Origin of the sequence: Halobaculum marinum, from assembly GCF_029338555.1 — an archaeon.
In the GTDB taxonomy this organism is placed as follows: domain Archaea; phylum Halobacteriota; class Halobacteria; order Halobacteriales; family Haloferacaceae; genus Halobaculum; species Halobaculum marinum.
In genome coordinates this window covers 602,490-620,092 of the sequence record NZ_CP119989.1, presented here as the reverse complement: position 1 = coordinate 620,092, position 17,603 = coordinate 602,490, and the positions used below count along the sequence as shown (strand labels likewise).

Genomic DNA, 17,603 nt, shown 5'->3' with positions numbered 1-17,603 from the left:
GGGCGTCTAGACAGATGGTGAACCGATCGTGATCAAGAATCCGAAGATCCTCGTCGGGGCAACGCCCGTCCCCTACCAGTCGTGGGACGAACACCGCGCGGAGATGCGCCACGAGGCGGCCGTCAACCGGATGACGCACGCCCGGCGCGCCGCCTCGTAAGTCGGCCGTCCGCGTCGCCTGTCGATTCTTTTCCCGACCGCACGTGCCCCGAGCGGTGGTGCGGTGTCGCCGTCGCCCGATCGATCCGGCCCTCGCCCGGCGCGGGGAGCCCTGACACGGACCCGACACGGTTTAGGTCGAACCCCCGGAACTGCCACCAAATGATTTCGAGACAGTTCCTCCGCGAGCATCCGGAGGAGGTCCGCGAGGGCATCGCCAACAAGGGCGTCGACGTGGACCTCGACCGGATCCTGGAACTGGACGAGGAGTGGCGCGACCTCAAGGGTCGCGGCGACACGCTGCGCCACGAGCGCAACGAGGTGTCGTCGAAGATCGGCCGACTGAAACAGGAGGGGAAGGAGGAGGAGGCGCAAGCGGCCATCGACGAGAGCCAGGCGCTCAAGACTGAACTCCAAGAGATCGAGGATCGCGCCGACGAGTTGGAGGACGAACTCCACGACGCGATGCTCCACCTCCCGCAGATCCCCGACGACGACGTGCCCGTCGGCGAGGACGAGTCGGAGAACGTCGAGGTGCGCCGCGAAGGGTTCGACGACCTGCGCGACCTCCCGAGCGAGGTGACCCCTCACTACGATCTGGGCGAGGATCTGGACATCCTCGACTTCGACCGCGGCGCGAAGGTGTCGGGCGGCGGCTTCTACTTCGCGAAGGGCGAGGGCGCGATGCTGGAGCACGCGCTGATCCAGTTCTTCCTCGAAGTCCACCGCGAGCAGGGGTACACCGACGTGTTCCCGCCGATCCCGGTGAACTCGAAGTCGATGGAGGGCACCGGCCAGTTCCCGAAGTTCGTCGAGGACGCCTACCGCGTCGGCGACGAGAACGCCGACAAGATCGAAGACGACGACCTGTGGCTCCTCCCGACCGCCGAGGTGCCGGTGACGAACATGTACCGCGACGAGATCCTGCTGGACGACGACCTCCCGGTCAAACACCAGGCGTACTCGCCGAACTTCCGCCGCGAGGCCGGCGAGCACGGCACCGAGACCAGAGGGATCGTCCGCGTCCACCAGTTCAACAAGGTGGAGATGGTCAACTTCGTCCGACCGGAGAACAGCGAGGAGCGCTTCGAGCACCTCGTCGAGGAGGCGGAGGAGGTGCTCAAGCGACTGGGGCTGCCGTACCGCATCCTCGAGATGTGCACGGGCGACCTCGGGTTCACCCAGGCGAAGAAGTACGACATCGAGGTGTGGGCGCCCGGCGACGACATGGACGACGGCCCCGAGCAGGGCGGCCGCTGGCTGGAGGTGTCGTCGGTGTCGAACTTCCGCGACTTCCAGGCGCGCCGCGCCGGCCTGCGCTTCCGCCCCGAGCGCCACGAGAGCGCCGAGTACCTCCACACGCTCAACGGCTCGGGCGTCGCCGTCCCGCGCGTCGTCGTCGCGATCCTGGAGTACTTCCAGAACGACGACGGCACCGTCGACGTGCCCGAACCGCTCCAGCCGTACATGGGCGGTCGTGAGGTCATCGAAGGGAGCGAGAAGATCGGCGAGAGCGCCGTCGGCGCCGGCGAGAAGGAGTAGGCGCGACCCCACGTCCTCGCGTCAGCGCGTGTACGTCGTGAGCCGATCGATCGATGCGTCCGGTTCCGCCGACGCGAACGCGAACACGTCGACGAAGCCGAACAGGTCCTCCCCGTCGCTGCCGCGGAGTCGCCCGCGAGCGACGGCTTCGGAGGCTGGTCCCGCCACCGGCGCGTACATCGCGTCGACCGAGTGTTCGGTGTCGGTTCGAGGCCGTCGCTCTCGCATGAACGACACGAACGACGCACGCCCCGAGATCGTTCGGTCCGGCCGCTCGTGGACGAACTCGGGCGCGAGGAGGTCGGCGAGGGCGTCGTACTCGCCGTCGTCGATGGCACGGTAGTACGCCCGGGCGGTCGCCGTGTGTGTCACGTCTCCGCCGGTTGCCGCCGGCGGCTTGAATCGGTCGGCACCGCCGCGGTGCCGCACCGCCACGGACGCTGTGGCGGGAGGTCCGCGACTCCGAGGCGCTTATTCGCCGCCGCCGTCTCGCCTCACGTGTGGACCTGCACGTTCGGTACGAGGGCGACGACGACCCCGACAAGTGCACGGCCCGGAAGCTCGCCAAGTTCGACCTGACCGAACTCCACCGGTCGGACGCGGCGACGCCGTACGGCGTCGTGCTCAACCCCCACGCCGAGCGAGCGCTGTCACCGGCGGACGCCGACGGCGACGCCGGGGAGACGCTCGTCGCGCTCGACTGCTCCTGGGAGTCGGCCGGGGAGGCCCGCTTCTCGCTCCCGGGCGAACACCGCGCGCTCCCGTACCTCGTTGCCGCCAACCCCGTGAACTTCGGTCGCCCGATGCAGTTGACGACCGTCGAGGCGTTCGCCGCCGCGCTGTGTATCCTCGGCGAGCCCGACCACGCCGAGCGCGTGCTCGCGAAGTTCACGTGGGGGGAGACGTTCCTCGAACTCAACGAGGAGCCGTTGCGCCGCTACAGCGAGTGTGCCGACTCCTCGGAGGTCGTCGCGATCCAGCAGGAGTACCTCGACCGCTGAGGGAGCAGTCTCCCCGCCTCACACCCGCCCTCGCCGCACTTACTCCGCCAACACGCCACCGACGGCGCCGGCGATGGCCGAGTCGATGGCGAACACGAGCGTGACCACGAAGCCGAGGAGGAACACCCCCGCGCCGCCGACCAGCCCCCCGAGCGGGCCGGCGCCGGCGAGGCCGAAGACGCTCCCCAGCAGCGCGAACAACACGGTGTAGGCGACGCCCGTCACCGACCCCGCGAGCAGGCCGTGGTAGGCGCCGTTACCGAGGCCGCCACCGGCGAGGTAGCCGGCGACGGCGCCGCCGAGCAGGCCCGCGCCGATCTGGCCGACGACCGGGATCGCCGTGCCGAACGCCGCGACGACGAGGAAGACGAGTGCGCCCCACGCGACCGCACGCCAGTCAGTCATGGTCGAGCGGACGACTCCACGCGGTATCTACCTGTCGCCACGTGGGGTCGACGTGTCGTCTGCGGCGGCTACCTGCCGCCGCCGTCGTCCGCCTCTCCACGTTCGTCCTCGCGCTCGAACGCCGCGGCGCCGTCGATGAATCGCTCGCCGCCCTCGTCGGCGTCGTCGCCGTCGTCGCCGCCCTGGACGGCGAACTCCGGGAGGTCCGCCACGTCGACGTCACCCGCGAGGAGGTCCTCGGGGTCGATGTCCGAGAGGCGGTCGGGGTCCGGGTCTGTGTCCGGGCCCGCTTCTGGGTCCGCGTCCGCATCTGTGTCCGGATCCGTGGCTGGGTCCGCCTTCACATCTACGTCCGGATCCGTGGCTTCGTCCACGCCCGGATCCGGGTCCGCCTCTGTGTCGTCTCCCGCCTGCGCCTCCGCCTCCCGAGCGGCGGCGAGTTGGTCGGTCGTCGGGACGAACAGGCGGTCCGTCGCGGGGTCGTAGGGGCCGTCCGGGACGCCCTCGCGCGCCTCCGCGCGGAGGCCGTCTGCGGCTTCGGGTGCGGGGTCGGGCGCGTCGGCGGCGTTCGAACGGACGCGGTCGGGCTCGACGCCGCGAACCGCCGCCCACTCGTCGGCGTCCATCCCAGCGAGGTTCACCGCCCACGCGTCGAGTGCGGCCGCCGGCGACGACCCAGCGTCGAGCAGGCCGACCAGCGAGCGGAGCGTGCGCGTCTCGGCCTCGCGCCACCAGTCGGGCTTCTCGACGTAGACGGGGTAGAAGAACGGCGTGTCGCTGCGGTCGGCGAGCGCCCGGGGGAACGAGACGGTGCGGTCGTGGACCTCCTGGAACACGGTCATGTTCACCGCGGCGACTGCCGCCAGCAGGTCGGCGTCCATCTCGTAGCCCGCCGCCTCCAACTCCGCCCGGAGGTCGGCGAAGGCAAACGCGAACCACGCCGAGGCGGCGTCGTCGGTGAGGAGGTGGTTCGGTGTGTCGTCGTCGCGGGCGCGGCGGTACTGCTCTGCGATCCGCGACTGGACGGCGTCGTGGAGGACCCGGAGGCCGATACGCACGTCGTCGACCGAGAAGTCGGTGCGCTGGGCGACCTCTTCGATGTACGGGTCGGGGACCGCCGGCCGGTGCATGACGGTGGGTGTGTCGGAGGGGCGTAAAACGGTTCGTGTTCTGGGAGTCGCCGCGTGTCCGGCGCCGTTACAGCGACTCGGCCACGTCCTCGGCGAAGTACGTCAGGATCAGGTCCGCGCCCGCGCGCTTCAGCGACAGCAGCGACTCGCGGGCGGTCGCCTCCAGATCCAGCCACCCGCGGTCGGCCGCGGCGTGGAGCATCGCGTACTCTCCGGAGACGTTGTAGGCGGCGACGGGCAGGTCGAAGCCCTCGCGCACGTCGCGGACGATGTCGAGGTACGGGAGCCCGGGCTTCACCATCAGCACGTCCGCACCCTGTTCCACGTCGGCGCGGGCTTCGCGCGTCGCCTCGCGCCGGTTCGCGGGGTCCATCTGGTAGTGCCGACGGTCGCCGAAGGCGGGCGCGCCGTCGGCGGCGTCGCGGAACGGGCCGTAGAACGACGACTCGTACTTCACGGCGTAGCTCATGATCGGCACCTCGCTGAACCCGGCGTCGTCCAGTCCCGCGCGGATGGCGCCGACCATTCCGTCGGTCATCGAAGACGGCGCCACCATGTCGGCGCCCGCCTCGGCGTGCGAGACCGCCGTCTGAGCGAGCAGGTCGAGCGTCTCGTCGTTCTTCACCGTGAGCGTCGGGTCCGTCTCGGCGTGCTCCTCGACGACCCCGCAGTGGCCGTGGTCGGTGTACTCGCACATGCAGACGTCGGTGATCACGTACGCGTCCGTCTCCGCGGCGATGTCGCGGACGGCGCGCTGGACGACGCCGTCCTCGGCGTACGCGCGGGAGCCGACCGAATCCTTCGACTCGGGGATGCCGAACACCATCACCGCCTCGACGCCGGTCGAGCGCACCTCCTCGACGCGCGCGACCGCCTCGTCGACGGGGACGCGCTCGTGGCCGGGCATCGACTCGATGGCGACGCGCTCGTCGGTCGTCGCGTCGACGAACACCGGCGCGATGAGGTCCGACGCCGAGAGGCTCGTCTCGGAGACCAGCGAGCGGACGCCGTCGGTCCGCAGGCGGCGAGGCCGGTCGGTGGGGAACATGGGGGAGTGTCTGCCCGGGGTCGACCTAAAGCCCGCGCTCGCGGCGTCGGCGACCGGCACTCGCGCGAACGAGGAGCTTACCGCTCGAACACCATCGCGTAGTGGTACGGCGGCAGGTCGACGTGCCGGACCTGGCGGAAGTCACTCGCGGCGGTGACGCGCCGCTCCGTCTCCGCGGGCGACAGCCGGAGGTCCGTCGGCGGGCCGCGCGGTTCGCCCGCGACGGTCGTCTCCTCGCGCGGCCGAGTGTCCCAGTTGACGACGACGAACTGCCCGTCGGGGGCCAGCACGTCCGCGACCGCCTCGACGAACGGGGCCGGCTCGCCGACCCCGTGGAAGGCGTTGGCGAGCAGGCAGACGTCGACGTCGGCGGGGACGTGGTCGGCGAGGTCGCGGGCGTCGCCGTGGACGGGGTCGACGTTGTCGATGCCGGCCATCTCGGCGAGCGTCGACAGTTCCGCGAGCAGCGCCTCGTCGAGGTCGAGCGCGTACACCGGCGCGGGGTCGACGACCCGCGCGGCCGGGAGCGCGAAGTAGCCGTTGCCGCTGCCGATTTCGACGAGCGCGTCGCCGGAGGTGACACCGAGGTCCCGCAGCGTCGCTCCCGGCGTCGGCCACAGTCGCCCCCACCAGTCCCAGTCTGGCTGGCCGGTGTTCTGGAACCGTTCCATACCCCGGCTCAGGGACCGTCGCCGATAACTGGTTCGACCGGCCCGCCCGGGACGCGACTCCCGCCGGGCGGTGAATGACACAAACCCTATATCGGGCGACAGGCAAGCCGCGTCCGTGACGCTCTCGCCCCTCCAGATCGGCGCGATGCCCGCGTGGCTGGAGTCGTTGCTGGCCTCGGAGTACGCGCTCGTCGTCCTGTTCGCCGTCTTCGTGCTGGAGGGGGCGATGCTGATGTACTTCATGCCGAGCGAACTGATCGTCCCCGGGTCGCTCCTCCTGTTCGGGCACTCGGTCGACACCGTCGTCGCCGTCCTTGCCGTCGCGGTACTCGGCGCGACGGTCGGCCAGACGGCGCTGTTCGTCGTCGCCCAGCGCGGCGGGCGCGAGTGGCTCCTCCAGAAGCGGTGGTTCCGCGTGAGCGAGGAGCGCCTCGACAAGTTCGACGGCTGGTTCGACCGCTGGGGGCAGGTCGTCGTCCCCGTCTCGAACTCGCTGCTGTTCACGCGCGGGATGCTCACCGTCCCCGCGGGACTCGCGGAGATGGACGTGCGCCGGTTCGCGCTGCTGTCGGCGGTCGGCACGCTCGTGTTCGAGTCGGCGCTGGCGGCGCTGTACGTGTTCGGCGTCGACCTGCTGTGGTGAGCGGGGGAGGGAGGACGAGCGGCGTGGAACGCGGGACCGTTACGACTCCCGGTCGGTCTGTGTCACGTCCACCTGCTCTCGGATGGCTTCGAGCCCCTCGCTCTCGGCGAGTTCCTCGACGCGGTCGCGGAAGTGCGACTCGCACAGCCCGACCCTGAGACCGCCGCGCTCGGCGGCGTAGGCGGCGTCCCGGTCACAGTAGTGACACTGCATACACGCAGAAGGCGCCCAGTCGTACTTAACTCCGCGCCTCCGGCTTAACTCCGCGCCTCCGGCAAGCGCGCGCTGACCGCGGCCCAGTGCTCGGCGTCGAGGCCGTCGACGCCCAACTCCTCGCCGTGGGCGTCGGTGCCCCCCGTGAGCAGCAGGTCGTGCTGGGCCGCCAGCGCCTCCACACGTTCGGGGTCGGTCGCGACCGCGTCGCCGTACGGGTAGAAGCGCTCGACTGCGTCGAGGTCGTACTCGACACACAGGTCCAGCGCCGCCGCGGGGTCGTCGTAGCGGAACGGGTGCGCGAGGCCGACGACGGCGCAGGCGTCGCGCAGGAGGTCGACCCCCCGCTCGACCGGCGTCACCGACCGCGGGACGTAGCAGGGGCCGTCGTTCCCGATGAGGTGGTCGAACGCGCCCGTGTAGTCGTAGTCGGCGTCGCTCTCGTGGATGGCGCGGGCGATGTGCGGGCGCCCGAGTCCCTCGCGGGGTTCGAGGTCGAGGTCGACGCCGAGGTGGGCCTCGACGTTCTCGATGATCCGGCGCCCGCGGTCGATTCGGTCGGCCTGCAGGCGGTCACACTCCGCGCGCAGCGCGTCGTCGTCGCCGACGCCGTAGCCGAGGAGGTCGACGCGCTCGCCGTTGTCCCCGGTGTCGACGCGGAGTTCGATGCCGCGGACGACGGTGACGCCGTCGCGGACGGTCACCGGCGCGTCGAGGTCGGGGTGGATCCGGTCGTGGTCGGTGACGGCGACGGCGTCGAGGTCGGCCCGGCGCGCCGCCGCGACCAGCGTGTCGAGCGTGAGCGTCCCGTCGGAGACAGTGGTGTGGGCGTGGAGGTCCGCGATCACCATTTACCGTACCCCGGGCGACCCGGGCGGAAGGTCGTTCCGGTCGGACCGCCGACACCGCGTCTCCGGGTCGAGAAATCACCAGCACGCCGTGCGATGAAAGGGCATTATAATACGTTAAAGACTACCGTTCTCACGAAGGTCGTACATGGACAATCGTTACATACTCCCTCGACATCCGAGTAGTTGATGCGCCTGAACGGCACGGAAGACCAGTTGGCGGCCCACGAGTACCCCGCGACGAGCGGCGAACTCATCGACGCGTACGGCGACACGCGGATCGAACTGCAGGACGGTTCCGACACCATCGGCGCCGTACTCGGTCGCCTCGGCTCCGAGACGTTCCACTCCGCCGACGACGTGATGATGACGCTGTGGGGCGGCGTCGGCCACGAGGCCGTCGGTCGTCGCTTCTACAGCGACCGCGACGCCCCGAGCGTCGGCGAGGACGGGCCAGACCCCGTCTCGTTCTAACGAATCGACCGCGCGGCGGTTCGCCCCCGCCGCGCAGCGCCACGATGTTCGCCTGGGAACCGGCTCAGTCACCCGTCCCGGGCTTTTCGACGACCGCTACACCCACTCCAGCGCCGCGTCCATGTCGAGCGGGACGCTCCCCTTCTTGTACGCCTCCGTCCGGCCGTCCGGCCGCGAGCGGAACACGACGGCGGGCCGGTGGCCCACGTCGGGCTGCTCGCCGCGGACGGCGAACCAGTCGTCGTCGGGGAACGACGAGCAGTCGACGAACAGCGTGACGCCGCCGCCGTGGGCCTCCAGTTGGCCGCTCGTCTTCGTCTCGACGGTGTCGCGGACGGCGGCGGAGGGCGTGCCCGCCGACCGCAGATTGGGTGCGACCGGGCGGGTCACCTCGACGAGCGTCGAGGTGCCGTCGTCGTGGGTCGCGCGGAAGTCGATGACGTGGTCGGTCGTCACCTCGATTTCCGGTTCGATGTCGTAGCCGGCGTTCACGAGCAGGCGGGCCACGTCGAACTCGCCCATCGTCGCCGTCATGCGGGTGAGGTCGAGGTACTCGCTGGTGCCGAGTTTGCTCGCCATCTCCTCGCGCTCGTCGTCGAGGATGCCGGTCGCGAGGAACTGTTCGTAGAAGCCGAGCGCGTCGAAGCGGTCGGCGTCGGGGAACCCCGCGGCGTGCTCGCGGAAGAACTCCCGGGTCGTCCCCGAGCCGTCCTTCGAGCACAGCACCGGGAGGAAGTACCACGCGAGGTGCGGGAAGTCCTCGAACCACGGCTCGTCCTCGTACAGCACGGCGAGCAGTTCGCGCTCGGCCCACCGCGTCACCGCGAACGGCACGTCCGCGAGTGCGTACTTCTCCGTCCGCCACAGCGACGACGGCGTCTCGGTGTTACCGAGCCAGTAGGCGCCGGCGCCGCCGCCGACGCCCGTCGGCCCGTCGCCGTCGTCGGTCCAACAGAACAGCGCGAGGCTCCCGTCGTCCATGTCGAAGCGACGGGCGTCGTACCCCGCGGGCGGGGCGAACCACGGGTCGCGCTCGGTCGCCCCGAGGTTGTCGTCGAGCGGGCGGTAGAGATCGTCGTGGATCCGCGACTGCGACCACGTGCCGGGGGCGTATCTGAACCGAAGCGGGCGTGCCACACCAGATACTGGTGTGGGCGGGCGGTTTCAACCCTCCGCTCGGAGTGACACGCGCCCGATACCCGATATGTACGGTGTGAACGACCGATACATATTTATTATACAATTTGCTACGTGATACCGTACCATGTCAATGGGTGCCTACGACGACGAGGAGCACGAGCGGCGGGAACAGAAGACCCGCGTCGACGCCGACTTCGCCGAGGAACGCAGCGAGTACCGCGGCAGGGTGACGTACGACTCCGGCGAGTCGGCCGAGGCACTCTTGGACCAGTTCAAGACGATCAAGGGCGAGTAAGCCCGATCTGACTTCTCGGCGGTCACTCGGCGCGCAGCGACAGCGCGATAGCCGTTCCAGAGACGGCGGTGACGGCGACGACGTGCCCACACATCGCGAGCAACAGCACCGGTCGGTCGGCGATGAACGGGACGAGCGCCAGCTGGGCGACGGCGAAGCCGACGTTGAGCGCGTCGAGTCGGCGAAAGCGCCGCCGCGTCCCCGGTCCCGGCGACAGGCGGAGTTCGCGGTACAACGAGACGACCGCCGTCCACCACGACGTGCCGATCCGGTAGCACAGGTCCCACAACACCAGCAACGCGAGGAAGACGACCGGCGTCGGCGGGTCGGCACCGAACAGTTCGGTCACGATCGGTTCCGAGGCGGTCGCGATCGGAATCGGGAGGAGGCGGGCCGCCGCCGACGGCTGGCCGACGGTCGCGGGGTCGGTGACGAACAGGTGGGTGACGACCGCGACGAACGCCAGCACCGCCAGTACGACCTCGATGCTCGACCCGAACAACAGCCGGTAGTACGTCTCCGCCACGTCGAGGCGACGGTTCTCGCCGCCGAGGGTCAGCATGAAGTAGCTCCCGACGGCGGCGACGCCGACGGCGACGGTGCCCGCGGGCACCGCCGCCCACAGGTCGTACAGCGCCGCGAGCGCGAGGACGCCGCCCTCGAAGATCACCACCTGGAGGCCGATCGCCGCGGGCTTCGAGAGGGAGATGCCGGGGAGCGCGCCGACGATGCTCTCGTACACCCACGCGTCGCCGTACGCCGGGCGCGCCTCGACGTCGCTCGGGTCCACTGCGGCGGCGTCGATGTCGGCGTCACCTCGGGCACTCCGGTGTGTCTCGTCTTCCTCGGCGGTCGGCCCGCTCACGCGGACACCCCGGACTCGGCCGCCGGGTCGTCGCCGGCGTCGTCGTCGGGGTCCGCGGGGGTCTCTGCTCCGCGCTCACCGGGCGGGTCGACTCCCTCGTCGGTGCCGGCGAGGGCGACCGCCAGCGCCTCGTCGAACGGCGTCAACTCGACGGGGACGTGCTCGCGGATGGCGTCGTCGCCGACGACGACCGGCGTGCGCAGCCCGTCGACGAGCGGGTCGACCAGGTCGTCGGGCACGTCGGTGACGAGGCGGACCCACCCCGAGGACAGTCGCGGCGTGAGCACCGGCACCGGGACGACGTACAGTCGGCCGCCGAGCGCCCGCCGGGTGCGCCGGAGCATCTCCTCGTAGGTGAGCACGTCCGGTCCGCCGATGTCGTAGGTGCCGCCGGCCGTCTTGGGGGCGTCGAGCACGCCGACGAGGTACGCGACCACGTCGTCGACGAAGATGGGCTGGCACTCGGTGCGGACCCACCGCGGGGTGACCATCACGGGGAGGCGGGCGGCCAGTTGGCGGATGATCTCGAAGCTCGCGGAGCCGGCACCCACGATCACGGCGGCGCGAAGCGTCGTCAGGTCGTACTCGCCCGCCGCGAGGATCGCACCGACCTCGCGGCGAGACCGGAGGTGCTCGGAGAGATCAGATCGGTCCTCGCCCTCCTCGCCGAGGCCGCCGAGGTACACCACCCGATCGAGTCCGCCGGCGCTCGCGGCGTCGGCGAACGTCGTCGCCGCCCGGCGGTCGGCCTCGGCGAAGTCGCCGTCCTCGCCCATCGAGTGGACGAGGTAGTAGGCGGCGTCGCAGTCGAGGGCGGCGAGCCAGCGACCCAGCGGTTGGGCGCTCGTCTCGCCGGGGCCGGTGACGAGGCGAACTTCGTCGGCCGCGAGGAGGTCACCTTCGAGGACGCGCACGTCGTCGGGCGCGTCGTAGCGGTCGGCGTCGCGCACGAGCGCGACCACCTCGTGGCCGGCGGCGAGCAGCGCGGGGACGAGACGGCGACCGACGAACCCGGTGGCGCCGGTGACGAGGACACGCATACCGTACCAATTCACACGGGGGTCGATAATCCTTGGTCCCACCCGTCGACCGACTGTCGACTTCGGCGTCGACGTCGAGTGGGCCGCTCACTCGGCGGGCGTCCACTCGCCGGTCGACGGTGCGCCGCCGGCCTCCTCGACGGCGGTCGCGTCGGGCGCGTCGTCGACGCGGCTCCCCCGGCGGTCCGCGGCGGCCCGCCACTCGGCGTCGGCGGCGCTCACCCACGAGTCCGCCGCGAGGACGCGCTCGCGCTCGCGCTCGAAGCGCTCGGGGTTCACCTCGGCCGTGCCCGGCGCGGAGGCCGCCGCGCTGGCGACGAACGTGGCGCGGTCCGCGGCGGTGGCCTCGCCGGCGATCAACCGGCTGACTGCGCCGTCGAGCGCGTCCGGCTCCGGGTGTAAGAACACCGTCGACCCGAGCGCGCGGGGACCGAGCGGCGGCGGCGAGAGGTCCTCGGGCACGTCGTCGTCGCGGAGGCGCTGGCCGGCCTCGCCGTGGACGCGCTCGACCCGCTCGCACTCGGTCGCGGCGTCGAGTTCGAGGTTGTGCCCCGGGTAGGTGCGACAGCGGTCGGGGTAGCGTTCGGAGTCGTGGATCCGACACCGGAGCGTGTCGGGGTCGAGGAACGTGCAGGCGTCGAGCCAGACGCGGTCGCCGTCGAAGGGGGCGACCGGCTTGGGCGACTTGCGGAGGCCGACGAGGAACGCCGGGCGCCCGTCGATGGCGGCGACGCGGTGGCCGTCGACCTCGGTCGTTCGCGGGCCGTCGCTGGCGAACAGTCGAGGGACGAGCGCGTCGCCGAGGCCGTCGTCGACGAACCCGCGGATCTCGTCGCGCGAGAGCGGGACCATGTGGTAGGTGTCGTCGAGCGCGCGGTAGCGCCCCTCGCGCTCGCGGTCGTCGGGCGCGCCGAGCGGTCGCCAGTCGATGCAACAGCCGGCACACCCCTCGCAGTTCACCTCCATGCGTGTCAGAGAAGCACACAGTCTGCGGGTAAGAAGCTATGGACGACCGCCTCCGGGGGGGTTGTCGAGGGCGACAGCCGCGGCCGGACGGAGCCACGCGCTTATCGCCCCGGCGCACACAGCGAGGGTATGAGCAAGCAGCGGTGTGACGGCTGCGGGCGGCGAGTCCGTCTCGGCGGCGGCATCGGCGACCTCTGGTCGTTCGAGACGGGCAGCACCGACGGGCTGACGCTGACGTTGGCCGACGGCACCGAGCACTTCCTCTGCTACGACTGCATCGACGCGCTGCCAGACGACGAGGAGGTCACGCACGAGCACGTCGACGCGCTCCCCGACGACGGGGCGTAGCTGAGCACCACTCGGCGCCAGCCGGCACGTGGGTGCGGCTATCCGACACCCTTACGCTCGCCGCGGCGCTCGCTCCGACCACATCGTGGACCCCGCTCGGATCGTCTCGGAGTTCCCCGCACCCTCCTTCCGCGGGGCGCAAGAACAGGCGCTGAGCGACATCACCGACGCGTTCGCCGCCGGCAACCGCGTCGTGCTCGTGCGCGCGCCGACCGGCAGCGGGAAGTCGCTGCTCGCGCGCGCCATCGCCGGCGCCGCCCGCACCGTCGAGGAGGCCGGCCCCTCCGACGCGACGGGTGCGTACTACACGACGCCGCAGGTGTCCCAACTCGACGACGTGGCCGAGGACGACCTGCTCGACGACCTCAACGTGATCCGCGGGAAGTCCAACTACGACTGCATCCTCCCGGGCGAGGAGGACACCCCCGTCAACCGCGCTCCTTGCGCCCGGCGTCGCGGCTACGACTGCTCGATCCAGCACCGCTGTCCGTACTACTCCGACCGAGCCATCGCCTCGAACCGCCCTATCGCCGCGATGACGCTCGCGTACTTCATGCAGACCGCCGGGTCGGACGTGTTCCGCAAGCGCGACGTGGTCGTCGTCGACGAGGCCCACGGCCTCGCGGAGTGGGCGGAGATGTACGCGACCATCGAGTTGTCGCCGCAGACGGTCCCGGTCTGGGATCAGATCGGCGTCCCCGACGTACACAACGACGAGGTCGGCCCCCTAGAGCGCACCTCCCGGTTCGCGCAGGCGCTGCTCGGCGTCTGTACCGACGAGAAAGACGAGTTGCTCCGGCAGGGCGACCTCTCGCCCGAGGAGGCCGCCCGCCGCGACCGCCTCCAGGAACTGATCTCCGAGGTGAAGTGGTTCCTCGAAGACTACCGCGACAGCGAGTCGGCGACGACGTGGGTCGTCGACCAGCCAGACGGCGAGGGCGGCGCCCTCACGATCAAACCGCTCGACCCCGAGAAGTACCTGAAACACACCGTGTGGGACCGCGGCAACCGCTTCGCGCTCCTCTCGGCGACCATCCTCAGCAAGGAGTCCTTCTGCCGTGGCGTCGGTCTCGACCCCTCGGAGGTCGCGCTCGTCGACGTGGAGCACACGTTCCCCGTCGAGCACCGGCCGCTGTACGACACGACGCAGGGGAAGATGACGTACGAACACCGCGACGAGACGCTCCCGAAGGTCGCGCGCCTGAGTCTGCAACTGATGGCGCGCCACCCCGACGAGAAGGGGCTGATTCACGCCCACAGCTACGCCATCGCGAGCCGCCTCGTCGAGAAGTTCCAGCAGTTCGGCGTCGGCGCGCGCGTCCGCAGCCACGACAGCGACGACCGCGACGCGCAACTGGAGGCGTGGAAGGCCAGCGACGACCCCGAGGTGTTCGTCTCGGTGAAGATGGAGGAGGCGCTCGACCTGAAGGGCGACCTCTGTCGCTGGCAGGTGCTGTGTAAGGCGCCGTACCTCAACACGAGCGACTCCCGCGTCGCCGCCCGACTGGAGGAGGGCCAGTGGGCGTGGTACCACCGCGCGGCCCTGCGGACCGTCATCCAGGCGTGCGGGCGAGTCGTCCGCGCGCCCGACGACCACGGCGCCACCTACCTCGCGGATTCGAGTCTCCTCGACCTGTTCGAACGCGCCGAACACGACACGCCGCCGTGGTTCCGCGACCAGATCGACCGGATGTCGGTGCCGGACCTCCCCGACTTCGACCCCGAGGCGGCGATGGCGGGGATGGACGCCGACCCCGGCCCGAGTTCGGGTGCCGGACACGGGATCGGCCGATCGAGTGGCGGCGGCGGTGGCAAGGGCTTCAGCGGCGGAACCGGCGGCTCGTCGTCGTCGGGTGGCTCGTCCGGGCGGTCCTCTTCCAGCGGCACCTCGTCGTCCCGCTCCGGGGGGAGCGACGACGCCGACGACGACCCGATGGCGGACCACCCCCTCTCCGACGTGTGGGGAGAGTAGGCGTATCGAGACGCCGCCGTCCCCGAATACGTCCTTATATCACGAAGCTGCAGGACCCGCGCTCGCGGCGACCTTAGTGACATATTATCTCACGAAGGATTATGTATCTCCTTGCAGATAGTAGAGCTATGACAATCCACGGCGTCGACACGGCACTGACGCTGTTCGCTGCTGGAACGCTCACCCGCACACAGGCCGCGCGCAAGGCCGGCGTCGACCTCGACCGGTTCGACGAACTGTGCGCCAAGCGCGGTATCGTGACGACGCCGTCGCCGACGGACTCGAGCGGCCCGTCGCACGTCAACGCGGACTGAGCGAGCGTTCCCCCCTTCTCTGCGACACCCCGTCGGGAGCGACGCCGTCGCTGGCCGGTTCTCGTGTGCACACGTCGAAGAACGGTCGCCCAGCGTGCCCCGCTACTCCTCGGTGTCGTCGTCGGGCACCACGTACAGGCCCACGTCGGTCTTCACCACGTCCACCGCAGTCGCGTCCTCGTCGACACTCGGCGGCCGCGCGACCGTCACCGCCTCGTACGTCTCGGGGTCGAGCACCTGCACCGCGTTGTCGTCCTCGACGGTGACGACGGTCGTCTCGACGGCGTCGTCGACCGCGCCGACCTGCTCGGCGTCGGGCGTCTCGCCCTCCTCGAAGCGCGCCTCGTACGGTTCGCCCGTCGCCATGCGCACTCCCTTGAGGTTCCCGCGGACCGACCGCACGACTACCGGCCCCTCGTCGTCTGCGGGGTCGATGATGTCGCCCGGGCGGAACTTCGGGAGGCGCACCGCGAACGTGACGCGGTACACCTCGTTGCCGTCGCCGTCCTCGGTGACGAGCGTCGGCGCCTCCGTGTAGCTCCCGCCGAGTTCCTCGGTGATCTGGGTGGCGACCGCCTTCCCGAGTTTGTTCGTCGAGAGCTTCACGTCCTTCCCCTCGGGCTGGTCGATCACCTCGGTGACGAACGACTCGCGGTCGCCGTCCTGTTCGCGCTCGGCGACGAGCGACTCGGCGATTTCGACGGCCTTCGACTGCTCGGTCGAGTCCGGGACGCGCTCGCGGCCGCGGATCTGCACCTCCGCGGCGTAGCTCCCGCCGGAGATGCGCCCGCAGCGGTCGCAGGTGCCCCGAGATATCTTGACGGGGACGACGACCGACTCCTCGACGTGCGTGTCGCGGACGACTCCCGAGAACGTACAGTGCATCCGGATCGTGTTCCGGTCGACCTGCTCCGGTTCGACGCCCCAGCGGATGTCCTCGGCCTTCAGGTGGACCGCCAGCGCCTCCGACACCTCGTCGACGGCGACGTCGGTGTAGTCGCGGGCGCCGACGTCGACCCAGCGGTTGCCGCGGTGGACCGCGCCGCAGTGCGAGCAGACGGTCACCTCGACGCGGTCGGGGGCGTCCACCAACTCGAAGTCTTCGAAGTAGCAGGCGTCACAGAGCACGCGGTCGCGCTCGCGCGGCTCGCCCGGGAGCGGCTCCTCCCGCTCGGGCACCGGGTCGCCGCAGCGCGGGCAGAACTCCCGCGTGTCGCGTGTCTCACTCATTGCGCGGGTGTAGTCGACAGTCCCGGATAAACGGCGCGACTGGTGGAGCGGGTGGCTCCCGGGCGCTCAGTCGTCGTACTCGGACTCTCCTCCCGCGATCGGTGTCGCTTCGTCGTCGGTGGCCGACTCGACCGCGAGAATCTCGTCGACGGAGTCGAGACCGAGCAACTCGCGGTCCTCGGGCGCGAACTCCAGCGAGTCTAAGCCGGCGGACTCCGCCGCGTCGAGCACGGCAGTGCCGGAGAGGGTCTCCCCGTACCGCCCCAGCAGGCTCGTCACCTCCTGCGGGATCACGTACGTCGTGGACTCGCCCTGCCCGATGGCCGCGAGCGTCTCCATCCCCTTGTCGATGATCGCGCGTTCGCCCATCGACTCGGCGGCTCTGGCTCTGAGCACCGTCGAGATAGCGTCACCCTGCGCTTCGAGGACGCTCGCGACCTTCGTCCCCTGCGCCGCGAGGACGTTGGCCGTGCGGTCACCCTCGGCCGCCTCGACCGCGGAGCGACGCCGCCCCTGCGCTTCGAGGATCATCGCGCGGCGGCGGCGCTCGGCGGACGTCTGCTGTTCCATCGCGTCGAGGACGACGCGAGTGGGGAGCACCTCCTGCACCTCCACCATCTCCACCTGCACCCCCCAGTCGTCGGTGGGGCCCTGCAGGCCCTCGCGGATGCGGCGGTTGATCTCCTCGCGCCGACTCAGCGTCTCGTCGAGGTGCATGTCGCCGATCGCCGCGCGGAGGTTCGTCTGTGCCAGCAGGGCGGTCGCCCGCCGGTAGTCGTCGACTTCCAGGAACGCGCGTTCGGCGTCGACGACGCGGACGTACACGACCGCGTCGGCGGTGACCGGGGAGTTGTCCTCGGTGATCGCCTCCTGGGTCGGCACGTCTATCGTCTCGACGCGCGTGTCGAAGCGGTACGTTCGCGAGACGAACGGCGGGACCAGGTGGAGTCCCGGGTCGAGCAGCCCGCGATTCGCCCCGAACACCGTGAGCGCACGCTTCTCGTACGCCTGCACGATTTCGACCGACGAGACGAGCGTCGCCAGCGCCAACACGAGGAGCGTGCCGGCGAGCGCGTACGCCATCGGGAGGAGGGTCCACGCGAGGAGCGCGAAGCCCATCGCGAGCGCAATTTGGAGGAGCCCGCTGTCGGGGACCAGATCGAGGGCACCGGCGTCGCTGGCGCTCAGTCGACCAAGCGAGCGGAAGAACTGTCTGCCGGCGCTGTCCATGCATTCGGGTTGGACGACACGCTACTTACACGTTTCGCGGGTCGGCGCCGTCGAGCGAGCGACCCCGAC

Annotated in this window: 22 protein-coding genes; 9 read left to right on the top strand and 13 right to left on the bottom strand. The window is 70.6% G+C overall.

Annotated features, from left to right (window positions below; all coding sequences use genetic code 11):
- The first annotated feature begins 28 nt into the window (after positions 1-28).
- Together P0R32_RS03280 and serS are read left to right on the top strand one after the other, a co-directional pair.
- Positions 29-160, top strand: coding sequence for a hypothetical protein (locus P0R32_RS03280; RefSeq protein WP_276238499.1), 132 nt, complete (start codon positions 29-31; stop codon positions 158-160).
- A 161-nt stretch (positions 161-321) separates the two neighbouring features.
- A complete protein-coding gene (gene serS, locus P0R32_RS03275; RefSeq protein WP_276238498.1) occupies positions 322-1,701 on the top strand; it encodes a serine--tRNA ligase in 1,380 nt (459 codons plus the stop codon).
- A 21-nt stretch (positions 1,702-1,722) separates the two neighbouring features.
- Here the strand turns inward: serS and P0R32_RS03270 are convergent, their stop codons facing one another.
- A complete protein-coding gene (locus P0R32_RS03270; protein WP_276238497.1) occupies positions 1,723-2,073 on the bottom strand; it encodes a nuclear transport factor 2 family protein in 351 nt (116 codons plus the stop codon).
- A gap of 128 nt (positions 2,074-2,201) precedes the next feature.
- Here P0R32_RS03270 and P0R32_RS03265 point away from each other — a divergent pair, with 128 nt between their 5' ends.
- Positions 2,202-2,702 carry a DUF367 family protein gene (locus P0R32_RS03265; protein ID WP_276238496.1) on the top strand — a complete coding sequence of 167 codons (501 nt, stop codon included), beginning with the start codon at positions 2,202-2,204 and terminating at the stop codon, positions 2,700-2,702.
- Between the two features lie 39 nt (positions 2,703-2,741).
- On the opposite strand, the gene P0R32_RS03260 is transcribed toward P0R32_RS03265, so the two are convergent.
- From P0R32_RS03260 to P0R32_RS03245, 4 genes are all read right to left on the bottom strand, one after another.
- Positions 2,742-3,107 carry a DUF5518 domain-containing protein gene (locus P0R32_RS03260; protein WP_276238495.1) on the bottom strand — a complete coding sequence of 122 codons (366 nt, stop codon included), beginning with the start codon at positions 3,105-3,107 and terminating at the stop codon, positions 2,742-2,744.
- A 68-nt stretch (positions 3,108-3,175) separates the two neighbouring features.
- On the bottom strand, positions 3,176-4,237 hold the full coding sequence (locus tag P0R32_RS03255; protein ID WP_276238494.1) for a hypothetical protein: 1,062 nt from the start codon (positions 4,235-4,237) through the stop codon (positions 3,176-3,178).
- Between the two features lie 67 nt (positions 4,238-4,304).
- Complete coding sequence (gene hemB / locus P0R32_RS03250; RefSeq protein WP_276238493.1) at positions 4,305-5,285, bottom strand: porphobilinogen synthase; 981 nt, start codon at positions 5,283-5,285, stop codon at positions 4,305-4,307.
- 77 nt (positions 5,286-5,362) lie between these two features.
- Positions 5,363-5,956 carry a class I SAM-dependent methyltransferase gene (locus tag P0R32_RS03245; protein ID WP_276238492.1) on the bottom strand — a complete coding sequence of 198 codons (594 nt, stop codon included), beginning with the start codon at positions 5,954-5,956 and terminating at the stop codon, positions 5,363-5,365.
- Positions 5,957-6,101: 145 nt separating this feature from the next.
- On the opposite strand from P0R32_RS03245, the gene P0R32_RS03240 reads away from it, so the two are divergent.
- The gene (locus P0R32_RS03240; RefSeq protein WP_276239352.1) at positions 6,102-6,599 is read left to right on the top strand and encodes a DedA family protein; all 498 of its coding nucleotides are present in this window, start codon (positions 6,102-6,104) and stop codon (positions 6,597-6,599) included.
- Positions 6,600-6,638: 39 nt separating this feature from the next.
- Here P0R32_RS03240 and P0R32_RS03235 read toward each other — a convergent pair whose 3' ends face one another.
- Together P0R32_RS03235 and P0R32_RS03230 are read right to left on the bottom strand one after the other, a co-directional pair.
- Positions 6,639-6,812: a DUF6757 family protein gene (locus P0R32_RS03235; RefSeq protein WP_276238491.1), complete on the bottom strand. Its 174-nt coding sequence runs from the start codon at positions 6,810-6,812 to the stop codon at positions 6,639-6,641.
- Positions 6,813-6,856: 44 nt separating this feature from the next.
- The gene (locus P0R32_RS03230) at positions 6,857-7,663 is read right to left on the bottom strand and encodes a PHP domain-containing protein (RefSeq protein WP_276238490.1); all 807 of its coding nucleotides are present in this window, start codon (positions 7,661-7,663) and stop codon (positions 6,857-6,859) included.
- A gap of 186 nt (positions 7,664-7,849) precedes the next feature.
- Here P0R32_RS03230 and P0R32_RS03225 point away from each other — a divergent pair, with 186 nt between their 5' ends.
- On the top strand, positions 7,850-8,134 hold the full coding sequence (locus P0R32_RS03225; protein ID WP_276238488.1) for a DUF5789 family protein: 285 nt from the start codon (positions 7,850-7,852) through the stop codon (positions 8,132-8,134).
- A gap of 96 nt (positions 8,135-8,230) precedes the next feature.
- Here P0R32_RS03225 and P0R32_RS03220 read toward each other — a convergent pair whose 3' ends face one another.
- Positions 8,231-9,271 (bottom strand): DUF5784 family protein, encoded by a 1,041-nt coding sequence (locus P0R32_RS03220; RefSeq protein ID WP_276238487.1) that lies wholly within the window; start codon positions 9,269-9,271, stop codon positions 8,231-8,233.
- A gap of 127 nt (positions 9,272-9,398) precedes the next feature.
- On the opposite strand from P0R32_RS03220, the gene P0R32_RS03215 reads away from it, so the two are divergent.
- Positions 9,399-9,569: a DUF5786 family protein gene (locus P0R32_RS03215; RefSeq protein ID WP_349770206.1), complete on the top strand. Its 171-nt coding sequence runs from the start codon at positions 9,399-9,401 to the stop codon at positions 9,567-9,569.
- 22 nt (positions 9,570-9,591) lie between these two features.
- On the opposite strand, the gene P0R32_RS03210 is transcribed toward P0R32_RS03215, so the two are convergent.
- The 3 genes from P0R32_RS03210 to P0R32_RS03200 form a co-directional block, all read right to left on the bottom strand.
- Positions 9,592-10,359, bottom strand: a complete 768-nt coding sequence (locus P0R32_RS03210) for a DUF7530 family protein (protein ID WP_276239350.1) — start codon at positions 10,357-10,359, stop codon at positions 9,592-9,594.
- 71 nt (positions 10,360-10,430) lie between these two features.
- Complete coding sequence (locus P0R32_RS03205; protein ID WP_276238486.1) at positions 10,431-11,474, bottom strand: NAD(P)H-binding protein; 1,044 nt, start codon at positions 11,472-11,474, stop codon at positions 10,431-10,433.
- A gap of 87 nt (positions 11,475-11,561) precedes the next feature.
- The gene (locus tag P0R32_RS03200) at positions 11,562-12,440 is read right to left on the bottom strand and encodes a YkgJ family cysteine cluster protein (RefSeq protein ID WP_276238485.1); all 879 of its coding nucleotides are present in this window, start codon (positions 12,438-12,440) and stop codon (positions 11,562-11,564) included.
- Between the two features lie 129 nt (positions 12,441-12,569).
- Here P0R32_RS03200 and P0R32_RS03195 point away from each other — a divergent pair, with 129 nt between their 5' ends.
- From P0R32_RS03195 to P0R32_RS03185, 3 genes are all read left to right on the top strand, one after another.
- Positions 12,570-12,788: a DUF7561 family protein gene (locus tag P0R32_RS03195; protein WP_276238484.1), complete on the top strand. Its 219-nt coding sequence runs from the start codon at positions 12,570-12,572 to the stop codon at positions 12,786-12,788.
- Positions 12,789-12,873: 85 nt separating this feature from the next.
- Positions 12,874-14,760 carry a helicase C-terminal domain-containing protein gene (locus P0R32_RS03190; RefSeq protein WP_276238483.1) on the top strand — a complete coding sequence of 629 codons (1,887 nt, stop codon included), beginning with the start codon at positions 12,874-12,876 and terminating at the stop codon, positions 14,758-14,760.
- 128 nt (positions 14,761-14,888) lie between these two features.
- Entirely contained in the window at positions 14,889-15,074 is a 186-nt protein-coding gene (locus P0R32_RS03185) for a DUF7317 family protein (RefSeq protein WP_276238482.1), read from the top strand.
- Positions 15,075-15,176: 102 nt separating this feature from the next.
- Here the strand turns inward: P0R32_RS03185 and P0R32_RS03180 are convergent, their stop codons facing one another.
- Both P0R32_RS03180 and P0R32_RS03175 read right to left on the bottom strand, forming a co-directional pair.
- Positions 15,177-16,304, bottom strand: coding sequence for a 60S ribosomal export protein NMD3 (locus P0R32_RS03180; protein WP_276238481.1), 1,128 nt, complete (start codon positions 16,302-16,304; stop codon positions 15,177-15,179).
- 66 nt (positions 16,305-16,370) lie between these two features.
- Positions 16,371-17,534, bottom strand: coding sequence for an SPFH domain-containing protein (locus tag P0R32_RS03175; protein WP_390218888.1), 1,164 nt, complete (start codon positions 17,532-17,534; stop codon positions 16,371-16,373).
- Between the last annotated feature and the right edge of the window lie 69 nt (positions 17,535-17,603).

Coding starts and splice junctions, on each gene's coding strand:
- P0R32_RS03205 (WP_276238486.1), bottom strand. CDS start 11,474: ATGCGTGTCCTCGTCACCGGCGCCACCGGGTTCGTCGGTCGCCGTCTC.
- P0R32_RS03235 (WP_276238491.1), bottom strand. CDS start 6,812: ATGCAGTGTCACTACTGTGACCGGGACGCCGCCTACGCCGCCGAGCGC.
- P0R32_RS03200 (WP_276238485.1), bottom strand. CDS start 12,440: ATGGAGGTGAACTGCGAGGGGTGTGCCGGCTGTTGCATCGACTGGCGA.
- P0R32_RS03215 (WP_349770206.1), top strand. CDS start 9,399: ATGTCAATGGGTGCCTACGACGACGAGGAGCACGAGCGGCGGGAACAG.
- P0R32_RS03180 (WP_276238481.1), bottom strand. CDS start 16,304: ATGAGTGAGACACGCGACACGCGGGAGTTCTGCCCGCGCTGCGGCGAC.
- P0R32_RS03175 (WP_390218888.1), bottom strand. CDS start 17,534: ATGGACAGCGCCGGCAGACAGTTCTTCCGCTCGCTTGGTCGACTGAGC.
- P0R32_RS03245 (WP_276238492.1), bottom strand. CDS start 5,956: ATGGAACGGTTCCAGAACACCGGCCAGCCAGACTGGGACTGGTGGGGG.
- P0R32_RS03240 (WP_276239352.1), top strand. CDS start 6,102: ATGCCCGCGTGGCTGGAGTCGTTGCTGGCCTCGGAGTACGCGCTCGTC.
- serS (WP_276238498.1), top strand. CDS start 322: ATGATTTCGAGACAGTTCCTCCGCGAGCATCCGGAGGAGGTCCGCGAG.
- P0R32_RS03195 (WP_276238484.1), top strand. CDS start 12,570: ATGAGCAAGCAGCGGTGTGACGGCTGCGGGCGGCGAGTCCGTCTCGGC.
- P0R32_RS03255 (WP_276238494.1), bottom strand. CDS start 4,237: ATGCACCGGCCGGCGGTCCCCGACCCGTACATCGAAGAGGTCGCCCAG.
- P0R32_RS03260 (WP_276238495.1), bottom strand. CDS start 3,107: ATGACTGACTGGCGTGCGGTCGCGTGGGGCGCACTCGTCTTCCTCGTC.
- P0R32_RS03185 (WP_276238482.1), top strand. CDS start 14,889: ATGACAATCCACGGCGTCGACACGGCACTGACGCTGTTCGCTGCTGGA.
- hemB (WP_276238493.1), bottom strand. CDS start 5,285: ATGTTCCCCACCGACCGGCCTCGCCGCCTGCGGACCGACGGCGTCCGC.
- P0R32_RS03230 (WP_276238490.1), bottom strand. CDS start 7,663: ATGGTGATCGCGGACCTCCACGCCCACACCACTGTCTCCGACGGGACG.
- P0R32_RS03225 (WP_276238488.1), top strand. CDS start 7,850: ATGCGCCTGAACGGCACGGAAGACCAGTTGGCGGCCCACGAGTACCCC.